This window comes from Streptomyces sp. WMMC940 (assembly GCF_027460265.1).
In the GTDB taxonomy this organism is placed as follows: domain Bacteria; phylum Actinomycetota; class Actinomycetes; order Streptomycetales; family Streptomycetaceae; genus Streptomyces.
Window position 1 is genome coordinate 7,485,124 of record NZ_JAPZBC010000001.1, and the last position, 23,877, is coordinate 7,509,000.

Here is a 23,877-nt window from a genome sequence, read left to right on the forward strand (position 1 = left end):
TCGGATCCCTCCTGTCAGGCCCCAGCGAACGCCGGGGCCAGTGCCTTATGCAGGGAAGTGTTCATGAAGTCGTCGCTGACGTGCGTGTAGATGGCCAGGGAGCTGTCGCACTCGTGGCCGACCTGCTGCTGGATGAAGCGGCGGTCAACCCCGTCCTCGGTCAGGTGCGTGACGTACGAATGCCGAAGACTGTGCGGGGTCAGCTCTTTCGTCAGTCCGAGAGCGTCCCGGTATGCCTCGAACCGGTCGTTGATCGAGCCGGGCTGCAGGCGGCCCCCGCGCTCGGTGATCCACAGAGCAGGGTGATCGGGGAACCCGAAGCGCGGGCGGACGTTCTCGACGTAGTCGGCGACCGCCTCGACGGCCCAGTCCATCACCGACAGCACGTTCCGCCGGCGCGGCGGCTGCCCCTTCTTGGCCTTGCCGTAGCGGACGTTGAGCGTGCCGTACCGGCCGAACTGGCAGGCCTGCGGGTTGCGTCCGAAGTCGACCACATCGAGCTTGGAGGTCTCGGTTCGGCGAAGTCCCCACCCGTAGATCACCTTGAAGAGGGTGGCGTCGCGGTAGGCCGCGAGGGCTCCCTTGCGTTTCGCCCGTACCGCTCGTTCGACCTGGTCGTCGGCGTAGTCGAGGAAGAGCTGCAGCTCTTCTCGCGTGAAGGGCCTGGCCTCGGGGTCTCCTTCGTAATCCTGCAGGTGAGGGAGGGTATTCCACTCATGGCAGATCGCCACCGGGAAGGTGCCGAAGGCTTCCTCGCAGGCCGGGGCCCAGCCGTAGCGGGCGTCGATGAGGAGCTCGGTGAACAGTCGGACGATGCCCTGGTAGCTGCGGACCGTGGACGGCGCCAAGTGTCTCTCGCTCGTCAACGAGGCGGACCACTCGTCCAGGTGGGCGGGCGTCCATCGCCACGGGTACTCGTTCGTGAAGTCGAGAAACCGGCGGATCAGCCGTTCCCTCGGGTCGATCGTGTCGTCCTTCAGCCCTCGTGACTTCTGCTGAGCCCGCCAGCCCCGCAGCATCGCGTCGAGCATCGCGTCCTCGGGACGCAGCTGGACCACCCCGGAGACGAGCTCCAGTTGAGCCGACCCGGCCAGGGCCACCTTGCGCTGATGCACCACTTCAGACCCTCCCTTCTGGAGGGCAGATCATGCATCAGATGGGATCAACTCGGCAACATACCTGCTCAGGAAGCCAGTCCATAGACCCTACGAACTCGTTCCACTTCCCGCATCGACCAGGCCACCTGCAGTTCCTCGCCCGCCTGATGCAATTCCCGAGGGTTCAGGTAGTCAGCGGTTGCTGCCGGCTTCGGATGCCTTGTCCGCGCGGACCCGATCGAGGCGCAGGCGTGGTCGGCGGCACGCGGACCTTTCCAGCACGGGTTCGAACTGTGGCGGGTCTCCGTGCTGTCCGGCCGCGATCACGATCGCCATGGGCTTCTGACCCTGCTCGACGGCCAAGTGGAATTGGGTGGTGAACCCGCCTCGCGACCGTCCCAATCCATACCGTCCCAATCCATGATCACGGGGCTCGGTGGGCGTACAGGACCAGGACGCCGCCGTCCGCGCCCCGCGCCGCCTGGGCCCCGGAGGGCGCCGTGCCGTAGCCCCGGCCACCATGGCGATCCTGGACGCGGCGACCATGTGATGGAGGGCCGTGCTCGAACTGTGCTCTCGGCGAAGCGGAACTTCGACGCCCAGGTGCCCGTGGTCCCGTACGTCCGCAAGCCGTCACGCACGGCCAGGTCGCCCTCTCCGAGCACATTCAGCGGCGACCCGGCCAGCAGGACGATCGCGTCGGGCCGGCGCTTCCAGGCGACGGCACGAGGCGCAGCGCCACCGTGAGGAGGCAGGGTCGTCGCGGAGCGTCTGGGCCACGTGCGCGGCGCACGCCACGACGAGCTCCTCGACGCCGAGGCGCTGGGCCGCGTGCCACTGGAGTTCCGCCGCCAGTCGGCGGGCCCGGTCGGCGTCGCCTCCGTCGAGCAGTGCGAAGACGACGTCGTAGAGCGCGGGGGGAGGTGGGCGGGCCGGATCCCGTTCCGCCCGTCGCCCCCCACCGGGGTAGCCCGACCACTCCCCAGTGGCCACCGGTGAGTGGAGCATCTGGCTCGCCGGAGGCGGGTCTCCAGAACTTCAACTGTTCGAAGGTGCGTTCAGTCGGAACTCGTAGCCGGGCGTGGTCCCGGTTGAACTGTTGAATCGAACACCGAATATCTCGAAGGCATCAATACTCGCGTGGATGGCCGGAGGGGGCTTTACCGGCCGTTTCACAGAGGGGCAGGGAGTGTGACAGGGCTGTCGGTGGAGGTGAGGCGAGCGAGAGCCCGCAGTGGCGAATGGCGGAGATCCAGTGGTTCTGGGGAGTGGGCGTGGTGCGTATGGCTCCGAACTGCCGTGTGCTGACCGCGGCTTCCGTATCTGGCTCACGACCTCTCTGCGGGACTCTTCGTCCCGGTCGGCAGTGCCGTCATCGAACACTCTCCGGGATTCCCGACGTCACCGCCGTCAGCCTCGCCGCAGACCGTTTGCCACGGGTGAGGAGAATGCTGCCGCTCCGTGTCCGGAGTTGCGCGGGCTCGGAGCGGTGACCGAATACTGCCCTGTGTGGGGGCGTGGCCGAATGTGAAGCCTCTGTGTTGTCGCGGAGTTGGCACCGGGACATGATCTGTTCTCGTACAACCTGACTATTCATGCGGGAGTCGAGATGTGATGAACCAACCCCTCCACAGGATGGGCTGGACAGCCTGCGAGCCGGCTTCCGATCCCTGTGTCCTCGGGGCGGCTGTGCAGGGGGCGGTTCCTGGACCGTTGGACACCTCCCCACAGAGGAAGCCAAGGACGGTCCTTGGCCTGGGACCCAACGCGGGCGATCTCGGTTTCCTCCGCGCCACGGACACCGTGCACGCGCATGTTCACCCGGGTCGGGTGCGCCTGACGGCGTCAGTTTCATGGGCTCCGCCTCGCGCGTCGGCGTCCGCTACCGCAGCCCAGGCCACCCGGTCCGGGATGCGTCGTCGTCTCGGGGGCCCGAGGTAGCGCGGCCGGCGGCCCTGCCTGATCGGGCCGGCTCGACAGAGCCCTGATCGTGGTGGCCTCCGGTCGGCAGAGACGACGTGGCCGTCGGTCCGGCCACTCACCACCACCGTCTCGCGCATCCTCTACGTCTCCTTCTGCCGGTGCCTTACCGCTTCCGGCGCAGCGACGCAGGGGTGGGCTGCCCAGGCCCCGCACCGCGTTGTCCCTCTCGCAATGCCATCGCTTCATGACGTTTCACTGCAAAGGAGTTCGTGACTTTCATGCACAAACGCTCGAGATTTCTCGTCTTCACCACTGTGGGCGTAGTGATGTGCACCGCTGGTCTCATACCTTCGGTCAGCCAGGCCGCCAACAGGGTCGAGGGCGAGAAGAGGGGGTCCTTTGCCGAAGAGCACGGCCTGACGGCAGATGATGTCAGGTACATCAACGCACTGAACGAGAAGGCTCTGAGCCTGGGTCAGCCCGGCAAGCCCTCAGGGGCGTCACTGCCGAGTGCCGTCGAATCCCGCAGGGCCTCCGCGGCGGCGAGTGGCAGGGTGACGCCTCCCGCCGAGCCGCTTGACAGCATGCCTGACGCGTACCGGACGTACGGGGGCAGGGCGACTACGGGCATCAGCAACTACATACGCAAGTGGCAGCAGGTCTACAGCCACCGCGATGGCCAGGCACGGCAGATGACCGAAGAGCAGCGAGAACAGCTGTCCTACGGTTGCGTGGGCATTACCTGGGTCAACTCAGGCCCCTACCCGACCAACAGACTGGCGTTCGCCTCCTTCGATGAGAACAAATACCGTAACGCTCTGGAGAACACCACTCCCCGGCCAGGCGAGACGCAGGCCGAGCTTGAAGGGCGCATCGCCAAGGAGAGCTTCGACGAGGGAAAGGGATTCAAGCGGGCTCGTGATGTGGCATCCATCATGAACAAGGCCCTGGAGGACGCACACGACGAGGGGACCTATCTCAACAACCTCAAGGCGGAACTCACAAGAAAGAACGACGCTCTGCGCAACGAGAACGCCCGCTCGAACTTCTACTCGGCTCTGAGGAACACCCCTTCCTTCAAGGACAAGGATGGGGGCAACTACGACCCGTCCAGGATGAAGGCGGTCATCTACTCCAAGCACTTCTGGAGCGGACAGGACCCGCGGAGCTCCTCCGACAAGAGGAAGTACGGCGACCCGGAGGCTTTCCGCCCCAACCGGAGCACAGGTCTGGTCGACATGTCGAAGGACAGGAACACCTCGCGCAGCCCCGGCAACTCCGGTGAAAGCTATGTCAATTTCGACTACGGATGGTTCGGTGACCAGAAGGAAGCAGATCACAACCAGACCGTGTGGACCCACGCCAACCACTATCACTCGCCCAACGGGGGCATGGGCCCGATGAAGGTATACGAGAGCAAGTTCCGGAACTGGTCCGCCGGATACGCGGACTTCGACCGCGGGACCTACATGATCACGTTCATACCCAAGAGTTGGAACACCGCCCCCGCCAAGGTGACGCAAGGCTGGCCGTAACGTCTGACCCTCTCACAGGAACACGGCCTGGCGCAGTGGCCCTCACACAGGGCTCCGGCGTAGTCGCGTGACGTCGACGTGCTGGTCGCGACCACGCCCCGCCAGGTCGGCGAGGGTCTCCAGCAGAGGCTGGAAGGAGGCGACCTCGTTGGTCTTCTGGCCAACGTCGAGTTGGGCCAGGACCAGGCCGGAGAGGTGGTCGCAGGTGGCGGGCAGATGAATCCTGCGGCCCGTGGCCCTGGGCGCTCCGGTCAGAACCGCGCACGCGGTCAGCGCGTGTACGACGACCGGAGCCTTCCGTATGCCGCGCGGATCGCGAGGGTCGGGCACCTCGGCCAGTCGCTCCAGCAGGCCCGGGGCCTCCTCGGGCACGGCCCGAGACGCTCGCGGAGTTGCTGAAAGGGAGGCGGGATCGGCGATGATGCGTCGGCAGGCACGGTTTTCCACTCGGATCACGGGGCGTCGAGAACTCCGTGATCCTGGAAGCCCGTGCCTGTCGCGTTCCCGGAAGCCCCCGTCGAACTGACAGGTCGCTATGAATCGGGCGTCAAGCGACTGCGGCGAAGCCCTGGCTGCCCGCCCAACGACGAACCCCGGCCCCTCCGCGCTGGGGACGGGTTTCGCGGTGGGGCGCGTTCGCAGGTCGCGAATCGTCGGCCAGGACGGTGCGATGCAGGTCAACCGGAATCCACCCAACGGGGCGGAGCGGTGCGGCGGGTGATCGGCGATCCATGTCCATGCGGTCCACGTGCCGTGTCACGGGCCGGCGCTGCTGGCGATTTCACGCCGGTCCTGGGGACGCGTCATCCGCCTGCGGCGTCCTCGGCCTCCCAGCGCAGCAGGTCGCCCGGCTGGCATTCGAGCACCTCGCAGAGCGAGGCGAGCGTCGCGAAGCGTACCGCCTTCGCGCGGCCGTTCTTGAGTACCGCCAGGTTGGCGGGCGTGATCCCTACGCGGTTCGCGAGTTCGCCCACGGACATCTTCCGCCTGGCCAGCATCACGTCGATGTCGACGGCGATCGGCATCAGATCACCTCGTCCAACTCGGCCTGCATCTGCGCCGCTTCGACGTCGCGCGCAACGGCCTGGGCGAGCAGCATCCGCAACACGAGCACGATGAGCGCGACCCCCAGGATGGCCACGCCGATTCCGCCCATGATGACGGTGACGCCCGGATCGTCCCGCTGGCCCGGCGCATTGAGGGCCGTGACCGCGAACCACGCGAGGGCAGCCGCCACGATGGCGCCGATCACGAGGTCCACGTACCGGAAGGCGGCGTGGGAGAACACGGTTCCCCGTCGCACCATCGTCACCAGTCGCCATACACAGACCAGGGCGACCTGGACCGACACCATGCCCAGGATCGTGATCACTCGCAGCGGGGTCAGCGGGAGCGACCCGTCCTCCGGGTCGCTCCCGCTGACCAACGCCCACACCATCCCTGCCTGTACGAACACGGTGCCGGCGAGCACCACCACGAGCACGGCGCGCAGCGCACCCACCGTCAGCTTTCCCATGCTCCATCCTTCCATCGAGTCGCGATGATAATCTATCGACCTTCGATAGATGGGGCAATGGTGGGACGGAGAGTCGGCGACGGTTTCGCACCGTAAGGGGACGCCGCCTCCCCCCCTCCATGGGGGCATCCGTGCCTTCTGCCCCGAACCCCGTGGGCCCGGTCCTCCGCCGGCCGCGGCGACCCTCGTGCACCAGAACGGCGCCTGTCGGCAGCGCGGGCGCGGGGAGGGGACCGGCGTAATCACAGGGAATTCCCAGAGACGGCCGCTGGCCTCCGCTGCCATGGCACGTCATCGAGCCCATCGGCGGTCGCGCCCGTACGCCGCCACTGGCCTGGTACTCCTCCCCGTGAGCGCGGTGGCGGGCAGTGCCGTCCCCGACCGTCGCCACATCACAGCAGGCCGCCGACCGGGAGCAGTCCGGTGAGGCGAAGGACGAACCGTCCCGCAGCAGCGGCTCAGGACGGTCCTGAACGCCTGCGCCACGAGTCGATGCAGGTCGTCGGCCTGCCCGGGCCCGGCCTGTGCGCTGCGGCCGCACCGGAGCGGGAGGCCCGTCAGGGGTTCTGTGAACCTTTCAGGCCGGAATGCCGACTGTCTGTGTGACGGACGGCGTGGGACAGGGAGGCGCGGTGAGCGGTGACGTGCGCGACGGGCTGCTCGTGGTTCGCTGCCAGCTCGGGGAGCGGGAGGCGTTCCGCGAGCTGGTGGGCGTCTGGCATGTCCCGCTGTGTCGCTACCTGCAGGGCATGGTCGGATCGCCCCACCTCGCGGACGATCTTGCTCAGGAGGTGTGGATCGCGGTGGTGCGTGGCCTGCCGCGCCTGCGGCAGCCGAAGCGGTTCACCCCGTGGCTGTTCACCATCGCCCGGCGCACGGTCACCGACCACCTGCGCCAGGCGTACAGGGCGCCGGCGACACCCCTGGAGGAGGCGGACGCCGTCGTCGCCGAAGGGGACGAGCTCAGTGGCGTCCTGACCACCATGCAGATCGAAGCCGGCCTTTCCGAGCTGCCGCCCCTGGAGCGCGAAGTGCTGATCCTGTTCCACCTGGAGGATCTGCCGCTGGCAGCCTGTGCGGAGGTGCTCGGTGTGGCGCCCGGCACGGTCAAGAGCCGGCTGCACCGCGCACGGCGCATGTTGCGGAGCATCCTTGCCGAAAGGGGATACGAGGCATGAGTGAGCAGAAGCCCGCAGCTCAGCGGGGCGTGCCCGAGCAGCTGGACCGCGCGCTGGCAGCGGAGTTGTCGCTGCGCTCCCGGATGCGCCACGTTGCGGTGGGCCTGGCGGGAGGGGGCGGTGCGGCGCTGATCGCGGTGCTGTGGGCGACCGAGCCGGATCCGCTGCCCGCCCGCACGCAGCTGGCTTTCGCCGGGCTGGTCGTCGTCGGGCTGGCCTGGGCCGGCTTCGCCGGATGGGTGCTGAGCAGGCGGCGGCCGCTGTTCGCCCGGGACCGGGTGCTGGGCGCGAGCCTCGCACTCGGGGCGACCGCGGTGACGGCCGTCGCCGGTACGGTGCTGGCCGCTGTCCGCGGTACTGCCGCCGACGTGCTGGCCACCGCTGTGGGAGGAGTCGTCCTCACCGCCGCCGCAGTACTCGTCCTGGTGCGGGCGCGGTCGCGCCGCCGCGAGCTGCTGCGACTTCGGGATGCCCTCCGACGAGGCGCCTCCTGACGCACATCCGGTCCGAGAGCACCCACCGTATTCCAGGAGATGGACATGAACAACAAGCTCGTTCCTGTCGGCCCGTTGGCCCTCGCTCTGCGTCTCCGCGGCGCAAGCGGGCGCACCGCCATCCTGATCGCGGCGCTGGTTTGCACGGGTCTGCTGACCGGGATCGGCCTGCTCCTCATCTGAGCCTGCGGCCGCACCCCCGTTGGCACCGTCCAGGGTTTCCCACGCGGGGCGGATGGTGTTCCGGGGCCGCCGGTCGTCGGCCCCGGAGCCATGGTCACGGTCGTCCGTCGATGGCATGGACGCGCCGGTCGACATCCGCGTGCCGGGCCCGGCGTCCGTGCGCCCCGGCGGAAGAACCGGGGGCCGGGCGACGGGGGAGGCACGCTGCACCGTGTACCACACATGAGGCAATGAAGGCCGGTCGGCCGTCGTTGGGGTCGCCGGGCGGCGGTTCAGGGGCGGTGGCCGCGGCTGTCGGTGTGCGTCTGCCGGCCTTGCGCCGCCGCGCCCCGTGTTCACCGCTGGCCACGCCGCCGAGCAGTGCGGCCTGACGTACGGCTGTGGCCGCATGCCGGGGTGGTGCGGACGCCGGCCGTGTATCGGTACTGCTGCGGCCTTGGGCCGACCGGCGCCCGCTCCATGTGTCTTCCGTCAATCCGCCGCGGTGTGCCGGCGACGCGGTGCACCGGCCGGCGCGTGGGTGCGGGCCGGGGTCCGCCGCCGCACTACTCGGCCGCGTGCCACCAGGGCGAGCTGGCCGTGAACCGCTTGTTGGCGCTGTTGCGCGAGAGGGAGTACCCGTAGGTGCCGGTCGAGGAGTAGCCCTGGAGGGCGAAGCCGTCCATGTTCCAGTTGTCGGCGGTCTCGTGCCACTCGGGGTGCGACACCATCCGGACCGACACCCCGGTGATGGTGCAGGAGTTCACCGCCCAGTTGGGGTTCTGGAAGGTGACCAGACGTGAGGTGCTCGTGTGGTTGGCGAACCGACCCCACACGTGCTGCAGCTCCATGGTTCCGCTGGTGGTTCTGAGCCACACGACGACCTCGGAGTTGCCTCGCAGGTCGTCGCCGCCGGTTCTGAACTCCAGATTGAACGAACGCAGGGAGGTGCAGGGCCCGATCGGCCCGGCGCTCGCCGGTGCGGCGGTGACGCCCATGCCGACCGCGGCGAGCACGGTCGCCGTGGCGAGTACGGAGAGGCGTTTCAGGGAGATGTTGGGTCGGCCACGCACGTTGGCTTCCTTCCTGGTCAATGGCGATGAACCTCGCCGCGCACCATCGGCGGCGGGCACAACGAGAATCGCCGCTCGGAGCCCGCGCAACGACCGGGAAAGCCACGGGCGTCGCGGAGGCGATCCCGTACCACGACGGTGGGGAAACCTGGGTGGCAGGAGCCGCTGTACCACGGGCGGCCTGCGGTCACCGCGGCCCCTCGGCGGCAGCGGCACTGCTGTCAACGGTTCGCAGGAATGCGAGCGTGGCGAGTACACGGACATTCACCCCGCGGCGCGTCGCCTCGCCGATCGGGGCGAGATCCAGCTTCGCGGTGATCGACGAGAGGTGCTTCTCGACGGTGCTCACCCGGCAGGCCATCTGCTCCGCGATGCCCAGGTTGGAGCGCCCCTCGGCGACCAGGGCCAGGATCCGCCGCTCGTGCGGGCTCAACCGCTCCAACGGGTCGCTCGAACGCTGCCTGGACATCAGCCGGTTGATGAGATGACGGTCCACCACCACTTCACCGGCGGCAACTCGCCGGATCGCCTCGATGAGCTCGTTGAGGTCCCCGACCCGCTCCTTGAGCACGTACCCCACCGCCCGGGTGTCCTCCTGCAACCCGAGCAGCCGCTGGGCGAAGTGGAGTTCGGCGTACGAGGAGAGGACGAGCAGTCCGACGGCCGGATACCGGGCCCGTACGGTCTCGGCGAGGCACAGCCCCTCGTCGGAGTAGCCCGGAGGCAACCGGATGTCGAGCAGCACCACTTCGGGTTCCGTCCGCTCGAGGGAAAGCAGGGCCTCGGTGGCGTCCCGGGCCCGGCCGACCACGGTGAGGCCGCGGCTGGTCAGGCCTTCGGCAAGAACGTCCTGCAGGAGCGGCTGGTCCTCGACGACGGCTACGCGCATGGATCCTCCACGGGAAGCAGGGCGGTCAGCCGGGTGCCGCACCCGGCCGGGCTGGTGACGGTCAGGGTTCCTCCGACGGCCGCGAGGCGGTCGTGCAATCCGCTGAGTCCCGATCCCGGCCTCGCGGATGCCCCGCCTCGTCCGTCGTCACTGATCTCGATCACCACGCCGCCGTCCACCGGACGGACCATCAGGCCTATTCGCTGGCAGTCGGCGTGCTTGTACGCGTTCGTCAGCGCTTCGACGATCAGGAAGTAGGCGGTCAGTTCGATGTGTCGGGGCCACCGGCACGGGGGGACATCGGTATGGAGCGGCACCGGCGCGCTGTCGGCCAGTCGGTCCACGGCCGCCGCCAGCCCGTGCGCGACCAGGTCGGTCGGGTAGATGCCCTCGGTCAGGTCCCGTAATCCGGCGATCGCCTCGCCGAGCAGTCGGTGCGCCCGCTCGACCGTCGCCCCGGCTGCCGCCGGGTCGGGCGTCGACGTGCCGGTCAATGCGTGCCGGGCGACGTCGAGGAGCAGAAGCACGGTGTAGAGCTCCTGCTGTGCCCCGTCGTGGAGATCCCGCTGGATACGGTGACGCTCCTCGTACGCGGCGGTCGAGATCCGTTCCCGCGACCGCCGTAGTTCCTCCAGCTGGGCCTGCTGAGCGGCGTACAGACGGGCGTTGTCGATGGCCAACCCGGCGACTCCGACCGCGGCCTCGGCCAGCGGGCGCTGCGCGGCCAGCGCCTCGTCGTGCTCGACGAGGGCGATGAGGGCGCCCCGGCGGCGGACCCCCGTGACGGCCCGGCCGCTCGGGGGACGCTGCGGCCGCGGCTGCGTGCCGTCTGCGGGGCCCGATGGGTGGACGAGGGTGAGCGTGGGGTCGCCCAGGGCGTCGGCGAGCACCTGCTGGAGCAGTTGGGGCGGAAGGTGGGGGTTTCCTTGCTCGATCCGCAGCACCGCACGAGCGGCTCGTCCCTGCGCGATCTCCAGCTGGACCAGCCTGGCCATCGCGACCAGCGGGATGACGAGCAGATCAACGGCCAGCGCGGCGAGCAGGATCGCCACGCGGACGCCGACGGGTGCGCCGAGTGCGCCGGCCGTCGCGGCAGCGATGCCGCCGACCCCGGCCACCGCCGCGGCGACCCACATGGCCGTGGCATGACGACGGCGCAGCCGGGTCGACGAGGCCCAGCGGCGGGCGACCACCGCCATTACGGCCACGGTCAGCCCGATGTAGATCCAGCTGGCGGCCTGAGCCCAGACGGTGTTGGGGCCGGGCGTCATGTCCCACCACCAGGGTGGTCGTGGCGACTCCGCGACGTACCGGCCGATCTGCGTGCCCACCGCGCCGACGTAGCCGGCCACCGCGACGGTCCTTGACGGGCGGTCCGCCAGGCGCCCGTCCGGCAACGCCAGCACGAGGTGGCCCAGTACCGCCGTCCACAGGTACGCGAGGGAGTAGCCGATCGCGAAGAGCGCGAGATGGTGGCTCGCCCGCAGGTCCCCGAGGTGGAACGCGGCGCCGCAGATCATCAGCAGTCGACCGGTTCCGGGCGTGGGGGAGCGGACCCAGACGACCAGCCCGCACAGGATCGCCAGCGCGCCGAATCCGTGCAGCACGGTTCCCATCCAGCCGTGCTCCAGGACCGGACCGGAGAGTGCGGCGGCCGTACCGGCCCAGGTGAGAGCGGCGAGGGCGCAGGCTCCCGCCTCGGTGCGGCGTCGGAGGCGGGGCGACGACCATGCTTTCCGGGCCTTGCGGGTGGCTCTCGTACCGGCCGGAAGCTCCTTCGCGGGACCGCCCTGGCGCCTCAGGTCGGACCCGGACTCCAGGACCTTCGCCGACGTCGGCCCGCCGCCGGATTGCCGGTCTGGCTCGGACACGTCATGCCTCCCCCTGGCACCGCGTCTGTACATGTCAAAGAATGCCCGGACAGTGTATGCCTTCTTGGTCGTTCCCCGGGCCGGGAAGCGGCCACGGTCGCCTCGCAGTGCCCGCTACTCCCGGGAGTTGACGGAAAGACGGGCCTCGAGTCGAAGCAACGGACATCACCCTCGCAGTCACGGCCCTCGCCGCGCCGGTGGGCAGTGACGGGCTCGCTTCCTGGCACCTCCGGCGCATACCGCGCGCCTCGACAGCCTCGTCGCTCTCCAAGGCTGCTCGTCCGAGCCCTGACTGCGTTGCTGGAGGCGCCTCACCGCTTTGCCAGGCGTGATTCGAGACTGTCGAGGATGAGGTCGAGACCGTAGCCGAACTCGTCGGCGTAGGAGTAGTCCCGATGCATGACGTGCTCGGTGATCAGCTCGGCCAGGTGCGGGTAGGCATCGGGGGAGAGCCGGTCCTGGATCTCGCCGACGAATTCTTCGACTCCGGCGTCGGTGTCGAAGGGCAGATTGAGCTCGGTCAGCACGAAGCCGTAGACGTAGGCGTCGATCGCGGAGAAGGCGTGTGACGCCAGCGTCATCGGGAAGCCGTTGTGGCGCAGGCAGCCGAGCACGGTGTCGTGGTGTCGGAGCAGGGCCGGGCCTGGGGAGCGGCGAGACTCGATGAGGCCAAGGGCCCATGGGTGTTGTGACAGGGTGGCGCGGGCCGACGCCGCGCGGTCGGTCATCGCCTGTCGCCACGGTTGCCGGGGTTCGGGCAGCTCGATCTGGGTGAAGGTCCAGTTCGCCAGGGCGTCCAGCAACGCGTCCTTGCCGGCGAGGTGATGGTAGAGCGACATCGCCTCGACGCCGAGTTCCTTGCCGACGTTGCGCATGCTCACCTGGGCGAGGCCGCCGCGGTCGGCGACCTGTACCGCGGCGTCGATGATGCGGTCGTGACTGAGCGCTGGACGCCGGGGCATGACGGAACCTCTCTGATCAGGCTTGCTGACTTACGCCCGTAAGGCTACCGTGAAGCGCAGACTTACACTTGTAAGGAGGGGTGTATGAAGGCAGCAGTCGTCGACCGGTACGGCGCGCCCGACGTTGTGCGTATCGGCGAGGTTCCACGGCCCGCGCCACGCGGAGGCGAGGTGCTGATCCGCGTCAAGGCGGTGGCGGTCACCTCGGCCGACTCGCGTATCCGCGGGGCCCGGTTCCCGGCGGGTTTCGGGTTGTTCGCACGGTTGGCCTTCGGCGTCTTCCGTCCTCGGCGGACGGTCCTGGGCAGCTCCTTCTCCGGGGAGGTCGTTGCCGTTGGTGCGCGCGTCCGTGACATGGCGCCGGGTGACGAGGTGTGCGGCATGGCCGGGGTGAAACTCGGCGCACATGCCGAGTACGTCGTGGTGCCGGCGAAGAAGCTCGCGCGGAAGCCGTCTGCGGTGAGCCACGAGGACGCGGCAGGGGTGCTGTTCGGAGGTTCGACGGCGCTGTACTTCCTGCGGGACAAGGCGTCGGTGGGACCCGGCACGTCGGTGTGCATCAACGGTGCGTCAGGCGCGATCGGCACGAACGCCGTCCAGTTGGCGAAGCACTTCGGCGCGACCGTCACCGCCGTGACCAGCACGGCGAACACCGGTCTGGTGACCGACCTGGGAGCAGCGCGGGTCGTCGACTACACCCGCAACGACCTGGCCGGCATCGCCGACCGGTTCGACGTGGTGCTGGACGTCGTCGGCAACCTTTCGATCGCGTCAGGTCGGCGCCTGCTGAGCCCCAAAGGGGTGCTGCTGCTGGCTGTCGCGGGCCTGGGCGACACCGTACGTGCCCGTGGCAACGTCGTCGCGGGCCCTGCACCCGAACGCGTCGGGGACTTCGAGTTCCTCTTGCGGCTGGCCGCCGATGGCGCGATCACCGTCGTGATCGACCGGATCTACGAGCTGTGCGACATCGCTGAAGCACATCGTCGGGTCGACAGCGGCCGCAAGATCGGCAACATCGTCGTGCGCCCGTAGTCACGGCGATACGGCGCCGCCCGGCCGCCTCTGGCTGGAACGTCCGCGGCGTTCTCCGGACCGGTGGTCCGGCCGGTCACACTCCAGCGTGACTGCGCTGGTCTGCCCCACCCGTTTCATCGCCTACCAGGTCGGCGACGCCCCCGCTGCGTGATCTGCTTGAGGTCGATTACCTACCTGCGGGACACGCGAAAATCTATGCTGGCTGAAGTAGACATTCGGGCGTGATCGGGTTATGGTTTTGCTTGTAGTCGAGAGACCGCAGGGCCCTGGCAGAGACGAACTGCCGGGCAGCAGTACCGCAGTACAGGTAGTCGAAGTACGCAGGACGGTGCGGTGGTGGAGTCCGAAGCCACAGCGGTAGCAGGACGGCGACGGGGCTGACCACCGCACCGGGCGGCCCGCAGTGATCAGGGGCTGCCGCGAGCATTGCCCACGTGCCCGATCGGCAAGTGCAGTGCGAAGTACCAGCAGTGTGGTGACCGTGGTTCCCTGGTAAAGGCGTCAGCTGCAGCGCGCGTACCGGGAAGTTCGGCAGCGGGTTCGCAGTCAGGGCACGGGGCCGGCTGCCGAAGAGCGGCGCTGGGACAGGCCGTTGAGCAGTACCAGCAGAAGACAAGTGATCGATCCCAAAGAAGAACGGAGGGGCCGTCACCATCAGGATCGCCCGGGCGGCACGGCTGAGCCCGGGTACCGCAGGACATCGTTAGCGAGGTGGTCTCCGGTCAAGCAACCGCGATCCCCGCAGACCCGACGGCATCTCGGTCGGCTCTGCGGAAACAGAAAGCCGGCGCAGAACCAGGGCCGGCAGATGGTGTAGTTCCTTCGGGGCCTTGGTGCCGTACGGCACCAAGGCCCCTCCGGCGTGTTCCACAGAGAGGTGCAATGACCACAGACGACTCGTTCGGCCGTCTCGATGACGACGATTACCCCGCCTACACCATGGGTCGAGCCGCCGAAATGCTCGGCACCACCCAGGGCTTCCTCCGCGCCCTCGGTGAAGCCCGCCTCATCACTCCGCTCCGCTCCGCCGGCGGCCACCGCCGATACTCCCGCTACCAACTGCGCCTCGCCGCCCGCGCCCGCGAACTCGTCGATCAGGGAACCGCCATCGAGGCCGCCTGCCGCATCATCATCCTCGAAGACCAGCTCGAGGAAGCCCAGCGCCTCAACGCCGAATACCGCCGCGCCGCCGAATCGAAGAGTCCGCCCCCAGAAGCCTGAGGCAGCCAGACTTGCACCGGCCCCGGGCGGTCTGGAAGGTGAGGGTGCCTGTCGCGAAGGACCCTGCTCAGGACGCGCCTGCCGGGTCGGCGGCGAGTTCCGCACGGAACCGTGCCGACAGATCGGTCTCGGACCCGTTGGTCAGTCGCAGACCGGGTCAGGCCACCGCCCCGGGCGGAACTCCGCCGGTCTCGCAGTCGCAGACGAGTGTGCCGATCTCCGGTTCAACGATGGCGGTGGACGCTCCGCGGGCCATCAGCTCCGGAGGCTCCGGCCACTCCGGCCGCGACCGCCACAGCGCACAGGCCATCCGAGAGGCCGACCACGCGTGCTCATCCGCCTGGCCACGCCCTCGCCCGGAACCTGAACCGCCCCGAAACCCACTGCGGACGCACACGACGAGCGCCCGTACCGCGCGGCCGGTGCGGGCTCACACAGATTTTAGGTCGATCGACCTAAGATTGTGCCCATGACTGATCAATCGATCACCGACCGGCTCCGGCACGACCCGTCCGGCCCCGTACTGATCACCGGCGGCTATGGCACCGTGGGCACCGAGATCGCCCGGCTGATCGCCCCCACGGCCCCCCTGCTGCTCACCGGCCGCTCCCCGGAGCGCGGCCGGGCGCTCGCCCACGAGCTCGACGGGGAGGTGCGCGCCTGGGACCTCGCCGATCCCGCGCCGTTCACCGCCGCCGTCCGTGCCGTCATCAGCTCGGTCAACGACCCCGACGACCGGGTGCTGCGCGCCGCCGCCTCGGCCGGCGTCCCGTACGTGGACATCACCCGATGGACCGCCCGGCTGCAGCGCGCCGTCACCGTGGCCGCGCTGCTGCGCCCCACCGCCCCCGTGCTGCTCTCCTCCGCCTGGATGGGCGGCGTCAGCAGCGTCGCCGCGGCCGCACTGGCCGAGGAACTCGGCGGCGCCGAGCGGGTCGAGACCGCCGTCCGCTGGGACATGGCCGACCGGTCCGGTGCGGACTCCGTGGAGTTCATGGACCGCCTCGGCGTGCGCTTCGAGGTGATCGAGGGCGGCCGTCGCCGCCTGGCCGCCCCGCTCACCGATGCCCGTACCGTCCGGATCGGCGCGGGCCCGGTGCGGGTCGCCCGGATCGACACCCCTGAGCAGTTCACCCTGCCGCTGACCCTGGGCACGGCCACCGCCGCCACCCGGATCGGCTTCAGCTCGGCAGGCGCCACCCGCGCCCTCCTGGCCCTCGGCGGCGCCGGATTCTTCCGCTGGGCCGGCGGCGAACGCTGGACCCCGGTACGCCGCGCCCTGCTGCACGCCCCGGGCGAGGGCGGCACCGCCGGGTTCCGGGTGGACGTCACCCACCGCGGCATCACCCGTACGGCCACCCTCACCGACCCGTCCGGCCAGTGCCACCTCACCGCGCTCGGGGCGCTGCTGGGCCTGCGCCGCGTACTCGGCCTCGACGGTTCACCCGCTCCCGAGGGCCTGGTCTTCCCGGAGCAGCACCCGCGACCGGCCCACGCCCTCGCCGCCCTGACGGAGTACGGCGTCCGCGTGGACATCGACCGCACCTCGGCCCCGGCCGCCGCATGAGCGCCGCCACCTCCAAGGGCCACCAGCGGCGCACGGCCCTGCTGGACGCGGCCCGGCGGATCCTGTTCACCTCGGGAGGCGCGGAGCTGACCATGCGGGCGGTCGCGGACGCGGCCGGGGTCCGCCTCGGCCATCTCCAGTACTACTTCCCGTCCCGCTCCGACCTGCTGGCCGCTCTGCTCGAACGGATCCTGGCCGACTCCCTGGAACGGATCGCCGCCCTCGCACCCACCACCGAGGGTGACGGCGACGCCGACGGCACGGGCGGCCGATGCTGCCGGGCGGATCCCGGCCCCGCCCTGGAGAGCATCCTCGCCGACCACGACGACCCCGACCTGGTGCGGCTGTTCACCGAGGTCTGGGCGATGGCGGCACACGACGCCCAGGCCGCCGAGGCGGTCACCGCCTTCTACGCCGCGTACGCCGCGCAGCTCGCGGCCTTCATCCGGGAGCACGCCCCGCAGACCGGCCCCGAGGACGCCCGGAGCCGTGCCGAGGTGTTCGTGATGCTGATGGAGGGCGCGGCCCTGTTCCGGTCCGGCATCGCGGGCCGACCCGCCGCCCCCACCGAGGCCCTGCTCCGACAGGTGCTGCTCGGCCTGGTGGCGGGAGCCGACGGCGACTGACCCGCGCGGGCCCCGGGGCCGCCGGGCCCCGGGCCGCCCGTGCGGCCGGCGGCGCAGGAGGGGAGCCGCGATGGGCGCAGTACCTCTGAAGGGGGCTGAGCCGGGAGAACACTGATCGGGGCTGTGCTCGGGGCTGCTCTTCTCTACCGTGATGGTGGTGGAGGAGGAGTGGCGAATGGGCTCGCTGTGCGAGGAGTCGGAAGCCCGCGAGGCGGCTGCCGAGCCTTGGCGTCGAAGCCCTTGTCCCACAAGGCCAGCATGTCCGGGCCGGATATGGTGCAACAGGCGACGGGCGTAGGCGGTCTCCCCCTCGCTGGTGGCACACGACCTTCCTGAACACCCCGCTGCCTGCCAGCGACCCCTCGCTCCCGCAACTGCCAGGATCAGCGGATGCGGCCGAGATGGATGACGCTGACGCGGATCTGCTGGTCGTTGATCTCGTACAGCACCCGGTAGGGGCCGATGTGGATGCGCAAGAGGTCGGCGCTGCCGAACGCGCCGTCGGGCCGGGGGTCGTCGGCGAGGCGGTCGACAGCCGTGAACACCTGCCGGACACCGTGGGGGTCGTCCTTGGCGAACCGCTCGGCCTGGGCGAGGGCCTCGGGCTCCCAGACGACCTCGTAGCTCACGCCTCAGACCCGCCGAACACACGGCGGTACGCCTCGCCGTGCGGGACACCCGCGTTCTCGCCGCGTGCCTGGCGGGCGCGGTAGGCGGCCAGCGCCCGCAGCTCCTGCAGCTCCAGCGCGTCGGCGGGGCTGACCAGTATGGCGACGGTCTGCCCGTGGTCGGTGATGGCGACCGGCTCTCGGGTGGCGCTGACCTCGCGGGCGATGGCGCCCAGGCGGGCGCGGGCTTCCACGATCGAGTATGTCGTCTCCGTCATGCACACCACCTTACAGAAGTGTGCATATGGCAGGGCCGTCACTCCGCAGGGCAGCCGCTGGAGCTGCGCGGCGGTCCCGCACACGATCAACGCCATCGGTATCGCGCTGGTGGGTGAGAGGGGTGCCCGGTGCTACGGCGAGGTCCTGGCCGCGGAGGAGAAGAACGTCACAGGCGCCGTACGGCGCTGGTGGGCGCAGGCCATGCTCGACCGAGCCCGTGGCACCGAGAGGAGCCGGGCCAACGACGCCGAAGGCGCGGCCGATCTGGCGGTGCTGCTGGGAATCCTGATCACTGCTGCGGAGCGGCGTCCGTCCCACGGGAGGCAGCCATGAACGAACGCGACGTCCCGCTCAACGAGCTCGCGAAGGATCTGCGCCCGAGGTCGGAGGGCATCGAACAATTCGACGACCTCGTCCAGGGCGAGCAGTCCGAAGCGCTGCCGCTCCTGCGTCATCACTGCGTCCAGGCAAGCGCCGTTGCCGAGGACGCACCGGAGAGCATCCGGCGTGGCGGACGCCAGCGAGCACGGCTTGTCTGTTGGACACGCCGTACCGGGTGGGGGAGTGGGGACTGCTGTCTCCGGTCGTGCTGTTGTCCGGTGACGGCCACTGCTGGATCGGGCTCGACTGCCGGGCCCCTGTCAATCGTCTTCCTGACGGACTTGGGCGACTTCGCGCCGTTGGGTGTGCCAGAAGTCTTTCACCGCCCTTTCATCGGCGTGATCGCGGTCCTCGGCGTTGTAGCTCTCCTGCAGCACTGCCGTCAGAGCGCTGGACGTCGAACCGCGCCCGGGCGAAGGCGGTGAGGTCGAGGTCCGGTTTCTCCCCCAGGGCCAGCAGCGCCAGACACTCCCCGATCGCCGGGGCGAACTTGAAGCCGTGTCCGGAGCAGGCGGCGGAGTACACCAGCCGCGGCGCGGACCGCGCCCGGTCGATGACGAAGCTACCGTCCGGCGTCATCGTGTAGAAGCACATCGCGGACCGCACGGGCTCGGGGTCGATTTCCGTCAGGAACCGCGACACCGCCTCGACGATCTCGGCCTGCTGCGTCGACCCGACCCGGTGGGGAGTCGGGTCGGACGGATCGCCCGGGGTCTGCTGCCTGTTGTGGAAGCCGATCTTGACCTCCCGGCCGCCGCGGCCCCATTCCGGGCAGCCGTAGACGACACCCCCGGAAGCCGACTCGTAGACGAACGCGGGCATTCCCTCGTTAGCCCCGGGGAATCGGGTGCGGAACCAGTACACGGGCACGCGGTGCGGGTGGAGGATGCCGGGGAGCTCGTCGGCGAGGAAGTCGTTCGACCAGGGGCCGGCGGACAGGGCGATTGCTCCGCACGACACCGTCTCTCCGGAACCGAGATGTACGGACGCCCCCTCGGCGGTGGAGGAGACGGCCAGCGCCCGTTCACCGAAGCGAACTACGGCGCCGGCGCGCACGGCCGCGTCGAGCAGTGCCAACCGGGCGCGGTCGGCGAGAAGGGTGTAGGCGCCGGGTTCGTACAGGACGGAGATGTCCGGACCCAGGTTGAGCCAGTCGAAGCGGGCGTTGGCTTCGGCCGCGTCCCAGATCTCGTGCGGGATGCAGCCGTCTTGGGCGGTGTGCCGGCTGAGCTCGACCAGGCCCTCGGTGCTGTCACCCATGAAGAGGCCGCCGGTGCGCACGGTCAGGACGTCGCCGTGCGCTCTCTCCAGTTCGCTCCACATTCGATCGGCCCGGTTCAGGAGTGGCAGGTACGACGTCCCTTCCCAGTACGTGCGCCGGAAGATACGGCTCTCGCCGTGGGAGGAGCCGTACCGGTGGGTCGGGCCATGCGTGTCGACGGCGAGGACGGAAGCCCCGCGCGCCGCCAACGCCGAGACAGTGGCGGATCCGGATATCCCCAGGCCGACGACAACGACGTCATAGGTACTGGTCACGAACGGTGGTTCCCTTCATCAGTTCCGTAGACGGCTGCTGATTCCTCGGCTGTCGGCGTCGCTCACCGAGGACGGCCTCCAGGACGAGGGAGACGAGCGAGAGCCAGACCAGTGCGAAGCAGACGAAGGTGTTGGCGGACGGCACCTGTCCGTAGACGCTGACAGCGATGACGAGCTGGGCGGTCGGGTTCAGGTACTGGACGAAGCCGGACACGGTCAGGGTGATGGCCTTCGCGCCGAGCGAGAAGAGCCAGAGCGGAATGACGGAGATCAGCCCGCAGAGCGCGAGCAGTACGTAGTCGGAGGTGTCGGCGGACGGTTGCAGCGCCAGTGAGTAGGGGGAGAGCGCGGCGACCGCCACGACGCCGACGGCGAGGAAGGACGTCTCCAAGGTGAGACCGGTGACCGGGTCCGCCGGGGAAAGCTTCTTGACGGCGCCGTACAGCCCCCAGCTCGTGCTGATGGTGACGAACACCCACCAGTACAGTTCACCGCTTCTGGTGAGAAGCAGGGCGATACCGAGCAGACAGAGCGCCAGCGCGGCGCGGCGCAGCCGGCTGGCCGGTTCGCGTACGAGGAGCATCCCCACGGCGATGGTGACGGCCGGCGCGATCAGGTACCCGAGGCTGGCCTCGATAACCCGGCCGTGGATCGACGCCCAGATGAAGGCCAGCCAGTTGACGCAGATCAGTACGGCGGCGAGCAGGTGGGTGACGAGTAGTCGCCGGTCGGCCACCGCCGCGCGCAGCGCCCCGGTGCGGCGCAGGACGGCGACGGCCAAGGTGACGGTCACGAGGGAGACCAGGACCCGGTACCCCAGCAGGGTGATCGCCGGAATGTGGCCGAGCGCATGCCAGTAGACGACCGAGGAACCCAGGATCAGGTTCGCGACCACCATGGACGACACTCCGGCGGCCACCCCTGAGGCAGGGGCCGGATGAGTCATCTGGTGGCCCTCGCGGAACGAGAGACTCGGCATTCGACCAGTTCGTAGGAGAAGTAGAGGGTGCCGTCGGCGTGCACGGAGAACGCGGAGCCGTAGTGCTCCTTCCAGAGCTGGAACTCCGTCATGAGCATGCCCATGGAGGCGCGCCATTTCTCCGTGTAGACGAAGAGAGGGAAGGTGTGCCGCTCCAGGAGCCGAAACCTCAAGGGGTAGTGGGCGCCGAACTGTTCTCTGACGTCGGCGAGCACTCTCTGGATTCCGACCATGGAGTTGAAGCCGGCGATGGCCCGCCCGGATTCGGCCAGGTGGTCGGGCAGGCGACCGAGGAATTCCGTGAGCACACGGTCCCCCCAGAACATTGCTTCCAGACCGAGTCCGGTCAGGCCGAGCCGCTCCAGACCCTCCTGGCATTCGGGCGAAGGAGTACGCCAACCAGGGGGGTTGAAGACGATGAGGTCGAATGCCCGGTCGGCGGAGGGTGCGTCGAAGAGGCTGCCCACCTCGAAGGTGACGGCCCGGTCCCCAAAATTCAAGATCTCGTTCTCGCCCGCGATCTTCACGGAGGTTTCCGAGATGTCCGTGGCCACGATGTTCCGGGCGCCGATGCTGCGCAGCAGCAGGGCCTGGACCCCGCTGCCGGTGCCCATGTCGAGTGTCCAACCGTCGCCGGACGGCACTTGCACATGCCGAACCAGCAGGTCGCCGAGGCGCAGCCCGGCCGGGCTGACCCGGAAGACCCCGGACCGGTCGAGGAAGCGAAGCGAGTGGCCAAGCCCGAAGTAGGCCTCGTACGAGTCTTGCGACGATATCATCGCGGACTCGGACTTCCGACTCTCATTGGTCAGACCGAGCACGTGCCCTCCATATCTTCCCCTCCGTCCGACGAGTGGGTTCCCTGCTGGTTGTCCCTGCCCCAACATCACTGCCGGGCTCCGACTGCACTCTCGTGTGCCGGCAAGGTCTCACTTGCCGATCGCGCCGAGCTCACGCGAACGGGCGGCGGCGCTGTCGAGCGCCTCGGTGATCACATCGTGCAGATTCCGCTGCCGAAGCACGGACATGCCGCGCTCCGTGGTCCCTCCCGGGGTCATGACCTGGCGGGCCACCTCTTCCGGGTCGCGCCGTGTGAGCTCCAGCAGATCGGCCGTTCCGCGTAGCACCTGGCAGGTGATGGCCCGCGCCTGGGACGCGTCGAAGCCCGCCGTCACGGCGAAGTCGGCGAAGGCACCCGCGATGTGAGCGACGAAGGCGGGCCCGCCGCCGCACAGCGCGGAGGCGTCGTCCAGCAAGGTCTCGTCCGCGACGCGGAGAACCCCGCCGATCACCGAGAGCACCCGCCGGGCCGCCTCCACGTCGGCCTCGCCGATCGAAGGGGCGGCGCAGAACACCGTCATGCCCTGCCCCACCTCGGACGGGGTATTGGGTATCGACCGCACGACGCGCTGCGCGTCGAGCAGCTTGGTGATCGCGGCGAGGGTCACCCCACCCATCACGGAGATGATGAGGCAGTCCCGGTAGGAGCCTGGGGCGGCCCGCGCGGCGAATTCCTCGAAGGCCTGGGGCGGGATGGCGAGCAGGACCACCGTGCCGGGGCGGGGCGTGTACGCCTCGCGGGCCTCGATGCCGAACTGGTCACGCATGAGGCCGGCCCGCTCCGACGACTGCTCCGCGACTTCGATCCGTACGTCCGGCATCTGCTTCCGGATCCCCGCGATCATGGCTGTCCCCATGTGCCCTGCACCGATCACCGCGACGTTCTGCATGACAAAGCCCCCCTGTTCTGACATATGCGCCCGGGCTGCGTACCGGGCTCAGAGTGGTGGCGAGGTAGGGACCAAAGCAATCGATACTCCATTTCTCGACCGGAAACCACTGCGGGCGGGAGGATCCAAACAGGCCACGCAGGCGTGCGGATGTCCATTCGGCTGGGGTTCCGGATCAAGGGCTGCGCAGCGTGCCGCCCCGCGCGGGGGAGAGCCGGGTCGGGAGCCGGCCACCGAGCGGCACGCGGAGATTGGCCAAGGACGATGTCGGCCACTGAACCGCCCTCAGGGCTGATTCATGGTGAAGGTGGGGCACCGAGCGGGCACGCGGGCAGCCAAGCGTGTGAACGTCGACGCCGCAGCCTGATCACTCGTCACCCAACCCACAACTCTTGACAATTGCTCCGGCCTCTGCCTGGCACAGTACGCCCGCTCCCTGCCGCAGGACTGGACACCCCCGCCGGCGACCACGGCACACTCCTTGACGGGTTTGACTGCCCCGGCGGCCGTCCGGAGAGGCCGCAGCGGTGTGTTTCACGGTCCGCTCGTCGTAACGAACCACCAACTGGCCTTGTCCTGGGAGAAGCTCCAGTCCACTTGAGCAGACGTGTTCGGTGCGGCGGCAAGCGCGTACGCACGCTACCGGCCGGGCGTACGGATGCGGCTGACGTGCATCTCACAACCGGCTGACCGGCCCCTACGACCGAACAAATCAGAACGCCTGTCCGCGCATCACCGCCAAATCGACCTACTGTACGAATCCAGCCGAACTCACCCTGGGGGAAATCGTCGAAGTCTCGTGTGGAGAAGGCGGTGTGCTGGAAAACTGGGCGCCAACTGCGTCAGGGGGGTCTGATGACCGAGGTGGATCTCGTGGTGGCGGCGCTTGCGGCCGGTGCGTCGGCGGGGCTGATGGACACTGCGAGCACAGCTGTGCGGGACGCGTACGACGCGCTCCGTGGGGCGGTGCGCCGTCGGCTGTCCGCACGCGGCGAGGAGGTGCTGGACGCTGAGCAGGTGGAGCCGGGAGTCTGGGAGGCCCAGCTGCGTGAGGAGCTGATCGCGTCCGGTGCCGACCGGGACCAGGAACTGCTGGCGGCGGCCGAGAAGTTCCGGGAGCTGGTCCGCTCGGAAGGCAAGTACCAGGTCGACGCGCGTGGTGCCAAGGGCGTGCAGATCGGCGACCACCCCACCCAGTTCAACACGTTCAACTGA

Annotated in this window: 26 protein-coding genes; 11 read left to right on the plus strand and 15 right to left on the minus strand. The window is 69.2% G+C overall.

Annotated features, from left to right (window positions below):
* Window positions 1-14 precede the first annotated feature (14 nt).
* Both O7595_RS32890 and O7595_RS32895 read right to left on the minus strand, forming a co-directional pair.
* On the minus strand, window positions 15-1,118 hold the full coding sequence (locus O7595_RS32890; protein WP_269732230.1) for a tyrosine-type recombinase/integrase: 1,104 nt from the start codon (window positions 1,116-1,118) through the stop codon (window positions 15-17).
* Between the two features lie 171 nt (window positions 1,119-1,289).
* Complete coding sequence (locus O7595_RS32895; protein WP_269732231.1) at window positions 1,290-1,460, minus strand: hypothetical protein; 171 nt, start codon at window positions 1,458-1,460, stop codon at window positions 1,290-1,292.
* 1,838 nt (window positions 1,461-3,298) lie between these two features.
* Between O7595_RS32895 and O7595_RS32900 the strand changes: the two genes are divergently transcribed.
* The gene (locus tag O7595_RS32900) at window positions 3,299-4,555 is read left to right on the plus strand and encodes a protein-glutamine gamma-glutamyltransferase (protein ID WP_269732708.1); all 1,257 of its coding nucleotides are present in this window, start codon (window positions 3,299-3,301) and stop codon (window positions 4,553-4,555) included.
* Between the two features lie 42 nt (window positions 4,556-4,597).
* Here the strand turns inward: O7595_RS32900 and O7595_RS32905 are convergent, their stop codons facing one another.
* The 3 genes from O7595_RS32905 to O7595_RS32915 form a co-directional block, all read right to left on the minus strand.
* Window positions 4,598-4,927: a hypothetical protein gene (locus tag O7595_RS32905; RefSeq protein WP_269732232.1), complete on the minus strand. Its 330-nt coding sequence runs from the start codon at window positions 4,925-4,927 to the stop codon at window positions 4,598-4,600.
* 431 nt (window positions 4,928-5,358) lie between these two features.
* Window positions 5,359-5,580, minus strand: coding sequence for a helix-turn-helix domain-containing protein (locus O7595_RS32910; protein ID WP_269732233.1), 222 nt, complete (start codon window positions 5,578-5,580; stop codon window positions 5,359-5,361).
* Entirely contained in the window at window positions 5,580-6,071 is a 492-nt protein-coding gene (locus O7595_RS32915) for a DUF2975 domain-containing protein (RefSeq protein WP_269732234.1), read from the minus strand. Before O7595_RS32915 ends, O7595_RS32910 begins: the two co-directional genes overlap by 1 nt.
* Before the next feature lie 632 nt (window positions 6,072-6,703).
* Between O7595_RS32915 and O7595_RS32920 the strand changes: the two genes are divergently transcribed.
* The 3 genes from O7595_RS32920 to O7595_RS32930 are packed head-to-tail and all read left to right on the plus strand — an operon-like array spanning window position 6,704 to window position 7,926.
* On the plus strand, window positions 6,704-7,249 hold the full coding sequence (locus O7595_RS32920) for an RNA polymerase sigma factor (protein ID WP_269732235.1): 546 nt from the start codon (window positions 6,704-6,706) through the stop codon (window positions 7,247-7,249).
* Window positions 7,246-7,743 (plus strand): transmembrane transport protein, encoded by a 498-nt coding sequence (locus O7595_RS32925; RefSeq protein WP_269732236.1) that lies wholly within the window; start codon window positions 7,246-7,248, stop codon window positions 7,741-7,743. The genes O7595_RS32920 and O7595_RS32925 overlap by 4 nt, the downstream gene beginning before the upstream one ends.
* 45 nt (window positions 7,744-7,788) lie before the next feature.
* Window positions 7,789-7,926 (plus strand): hypothetical protein, encoded by a 138-nt coding sequence (locus tag O7595_RS32930; protein WP_269732237.1) that lies wholly within the window; start codon window positions 7,789-7,791, stop codon window positions 7,924-7,926.
* A 545-nt stretch (window positions 7,927-8,471) separates the two neighbouring features.
* Here the strand turns inward: O7595_RS32930 and O7595_RS32935 are convergent.
* The 4 genes from O7595_RS32935 to O7595_RS32950 all read right to left on the minus strand — a co-directional run bounded on the left by O7595_RS32935 (window position 8,472) and on the right by O7595_RS32950 (window position 12,700).
* Window positions 8,472-8,978: a hypothetical protein gene (locus O7595_RS32935; protein ID WP_269732238.1), complete on the minus strand. Its 507-nt coding sequence runs from the start codon at window positions 8,976-8,978 to the stop codon at window positions 8,472-8,474.
* A gap of 187 nt (window positions 8,979-9,165) precedes the next feature.
* Window positions 9,166-9,867: a response regulator gene (locus tag O7595_RS32940; protein ID WP_269732239.1), complete on the minus strand. Its 702-nt coding sequence runs from the start codon at window positions 9,865-9,867 to the stop codon at window positions 9,166-9,168.
* Complete coding sequence (locus O7595_RS32945) at window positions 9,858-11,738, minus strand: histidine kinase (RefSeq protein ID WP_269732240.1); 1,881 nt, start codon at window positions 11,736-11,738, stop codon at window positions 9,858-9,860. Before O7595_RS32945 ends, O7595_RS32940 begins: the two co-directional genes overlap by 10 nt.
* Window positions 11,739-12,049: 311 nt before the next feature.
* On the minus strand, window positions 12,050-12,700 hold the full coding sequence (locus O7595_RS32950) for a TetR/AcrR family transcriptional regulator (RefSeq protein ID WP_269732241.1): 651 nt from the start codon (window positions 12,698-12,700) through the stop codon (window positions 12,050-12,052).
* An 84-nt stretch (window positions 12,701-12,784) separates the two neighbouring features.
* Between O7595_RS32950 and O7595_RS32955 the strand changes: the two genes are divergently transcribed.
* The 4 genes from O7595_RS32955 to O7595_RS32970 all read left to right on the plus strand — a co-directional run bounded on the left by O7595_RS32955 (window position 12,785) and on the right by O7595_RS32970 (window position 17,149).
* A complete protein-coding gene (locus tag O7595_RS32955) occupies window positions 12,785-13,732 on the plus strand; it encodes an NAD(P)-dependent alcohol dehydrogenase (protein WP_269732242.1) in 948 nt (315 codons plus the stop codon).
* Between the two features lie 885 nt (window positions 13,733-14,617).
* Complete coding sequence (locus O7595_RS32960; protein WP_269732243.1) at window positions 14,618-14,956, plus strand: MerR family transcriptional regulator; 339 nt, start codon at window positions 14,618-14,620, stop codon at window positions 14,954-14,956.
* 469 nt (window positions 14,957-15,425) lie between these two features.
* Entirely contained in the window at window positions 15,426-16,523 is a 1,098-nt protein-coding gene (locus tag O7595_RS32965; protein WP_269732244.1) for a saccharopine dehydrogenase, read from the plus strand.
* A complete protein-coding gene (locus O7595_RS32970; protein ID WP_269732245.1) occupies window positions 16,520-17,149 on the plus strand; it encodes a TetR/AcrR family transcriptional regulator in 630 nt (209 codons plus the stop codon). The genes O7595_RS32965 and O7595_RS32970 overlap by 4 nt, the downstream gene beginning before the upstream one ends.
* Window positions 17,150-17,532: 383 nt before the next feature.
* Here the strand turns inward: O7595_RS32970 and O7595_RS32975 are convergent, their stop codons facing one another.
* Window positions 17,533-17,778, minus strand: coding sequence for a type II toxin-antitoxin system RelE family toxin (locus O7595_RS32975; protein ID WP_269732246.1), 246 nt, complete (start codon window positions 17,776-17,778; stop codon window positions 17,533-17,535).
* Complete coding sequence (locus O7595_RS32980) at window positions 17,775-18,035, minus strand: type II toxin-antitoxin system Phd/YefM family antitoxin (protein ID WP_269732247.1); 261 nt, start codon at window positions 18,033-18,035, stop codon at window positions 17,775-17,777. The genes O7595_RS32975 and O7595_RS32980 overlap by 4 nt, the downstream gene beginning before the upstream one ends.
* Between O7595_RS32980 and O7595_RS32985 the strand changes: the two genes are divergently transcribed.
* A complete protein-coding gene (locus O7595_RS32985) occupies window positions 18,034-18,369 on the plus strand; it encodes a hypothetical protein (protein WP_269732248.1) in 336 nt (111 codons plus the stop codon). The two genes, O7595_RS32980 and O7595_RS32985, sit on opposite strands and share 2 nt — an antisense overlap.
* The gene (locus O7595_RS32990) at window positions 18,366-18,842 is read left to right on the plus strand and encodes a DUF5958 family protein (protein ID WP_269732249.1); all 477 of its coding nucleotides are present in this window, start codon (window positions 18,366-18,368) and stop codon (window positions 18,840-18,842) included. The genes O7595_RS32985 and O7595_RS32990 overlap by 4 nt, the downstream gene beginning before the upstream one ends.
* Here the strand turns inward: O7595_RS32990 and solA are convergent.
* The 4 genes from solA to proC all read right to left on the minus strand — a co-directional run bounded on the left by solA (window position 18,748) and on the right by proC (window position 22,686).
* Window positions 18,748-19,953 (minus strand): N-methyl-L-tryptophan oxidase, encoded by a 1,206-nt coding sequence (gene solA / locus O7595_RS32995; RefSeq protein ID WP_269732250.1) that lies wholly within the window; start codon window positions 19,951-19,953, stop codon window positions 18,748-18,750. The genes O7595_RS32990 and solA overlap by 95 nt on opposite strands.
* Window positions 19,937-20,932: an EamA family transporter RarD gene (gene rarD, locus O7595_RS33000; protein ID WP_332328337.1), complete on the minus strand. Its 996-nt coding sequence runs from the start codon at window positions 20,930-20,932 to the stop codon at window positions 19,937-19,939. The genes solA and rarD overlap by 17 nt, the downstream gene beginning before the upstream one ends.
* Entirely contained in the window at window positions 20,896-21,711 is an 816-nt protein-coding gene (locus O7595_RS33005) for a 50S ribosomal protein L11 methyltransferase (RefSeq protein ID WP_269732251.1), read from the minus strand. The genes rarD and O7595_RS33005 overlap by 37 nt, the downstream gene beginning before the upstream one ends.
* 150 nt (window positions 21,712-21,861) lie before the next feature.
* A complete protein-coding gene (gene proC / locus O7595_RS33010; RefSeq protein ID WP_332328338.1) occupies window positions 21,862-22,686 on the minus strand; it encodes a pyrroline-5-carboxylate reductase in 825 nt (274 codons plus the stop codon).
* Window positions 22,687-23,517: 831 nt separating this feature from the next.
* Here proC and O7595_RS33015 point away from each other — a divergent pair.
* Window positions 23,518-23,877, plus strand: coding sequence for a hypothetical protein (locus O7595_RS33015; protein ID WP_269732253.1), 360 nt, complete (start codon window positions 23,518-23,520; stop codon window positions 23,875-23,877).

Bases quoted from the DNA above. Each gene is read 5' to 3' on its own strand.
- O7595_RS33015 (WP_269732253.1), top strand. From the start codon at position 23,518: ATGACCGAGGTGGATCTCGTGGTGGCGGCGCTTGCGGCCGGTGCGTCG.
- O7595_RS32960 (WP_269732243.1), top strand. From the start codon at position 14,618: ATGACCACAGACGACTCGTTCGGCCGTCTCGATGACGACGATTACCCC.
- rarD (WP_332328337.1), bottom strand. From the start codon at position 20,932: ATGCCGAGTCTCTCGTTCCGCGAGGGCCACCAGATGACTCATCCGGCC.
- O7595_RS32950 (WP_269732241.1), bottom strand. From the start codon at position 12,700: ATGCCCCGGCGTCCAGCGCTCAGTCACGACCGCATCATCGACGCCGCG.
- O7595_RS32980 (WP_269732247.1), bottom strand. From the start codon at position 18,035: ATGACGGAGACGACATACTCGATCGTGGAAGCCCGCGCCCGCCTGGGC.
- O7595_RS32900 (WP_269732708.1), top strand. From the start codon at position 3,299: ATGCACAAACGCTCGAGATTTCTCGTCTTCACCACTGTGGGCGTAGTG.
- O7595_RS32990 (WP_269732249.1), top strand. From the start codon at position 18,366: ATGAACGAACGCGACGTCCCGCTCAACGAGCTCGCGAAGGATCTGCGC.
- O7595_RS32965 (WP_269732244.1), top strand. From the start codon at position 15,426: ATGACTGATCAATCGATCACCGACCGGCTCCGGCACGACCCGTCCGGC.
- O7595_RS32940 (WP_269732239.1), bottom strand. From the start codon at position 9,867: ATGCGCGTAGCCGTCGTCGAGGACCAGCCGCTCCTGCAGGACGTTCTT.
- O7595_RS32915 (WP_269732234.1), bottom strand. From the start codon at position 6,071: ATGGGAAAGCTGACGGTGGGTGCGCTGCGCGCCGTGCTCGTGGTGGTG.
- O7595_RS32925 (WP_269732236.1), top strand. From the start codon at position 7,246: ATGAGTGAGCAGAAGCCCGCAGCTCAGCGGGGCGTGCCCGAGCAGCTG.
- O7595_RS32970 (WP_269732245.1), top strand. From the start codon at position 16,520: ATGAGCGCCGCCACCTCCAAGGGCCACCAGCGGCGCACGGCCCTGCTG.
- O7595_RS33005 (WP_269732251.1), bottom strand. From the start codon at position 21,711: ATGATATCGTCGCAAGACTCGTACGAGGCCTACTTCGGGCTTGGCCAC.
- proC (WP_332328338.1), bottom strand. From the start codon at position 22,686: ATGTCAGAACAGGGGGGCTTTGTCATGCAGAACGTCGCGGTGATCGGT.
- O7595_RS32955 (WP_269732242.1), top strand. From the start codon at position 12,785: ATGAAGGCAGCAGTCGTCGACCGGTACGGCGCGCCCGACGTTGTGCGT.
- O7595_RS32910 (WP_269732233.1), bottom strand. From the start codon at position 5,580: ATGCCGATCGCCGTCGACATCGACGTGATGCTGGCCAGGCGGAAGATG.
- O7595_RS32985 (WP_269732248.1), top strand. From the start codon at position 18,034: ATGCACACCACCTTACAGAAGTGTGCATATGGCAGGGCCGTCACTCCG.
- O7595_RS32930 (WP_269732237.1), top strand. From the start codon at position 7,789: ATGAACAACAAGCTCGTTCCTGTCGGCCCGTTGGCCCTCGCTCTGCGT.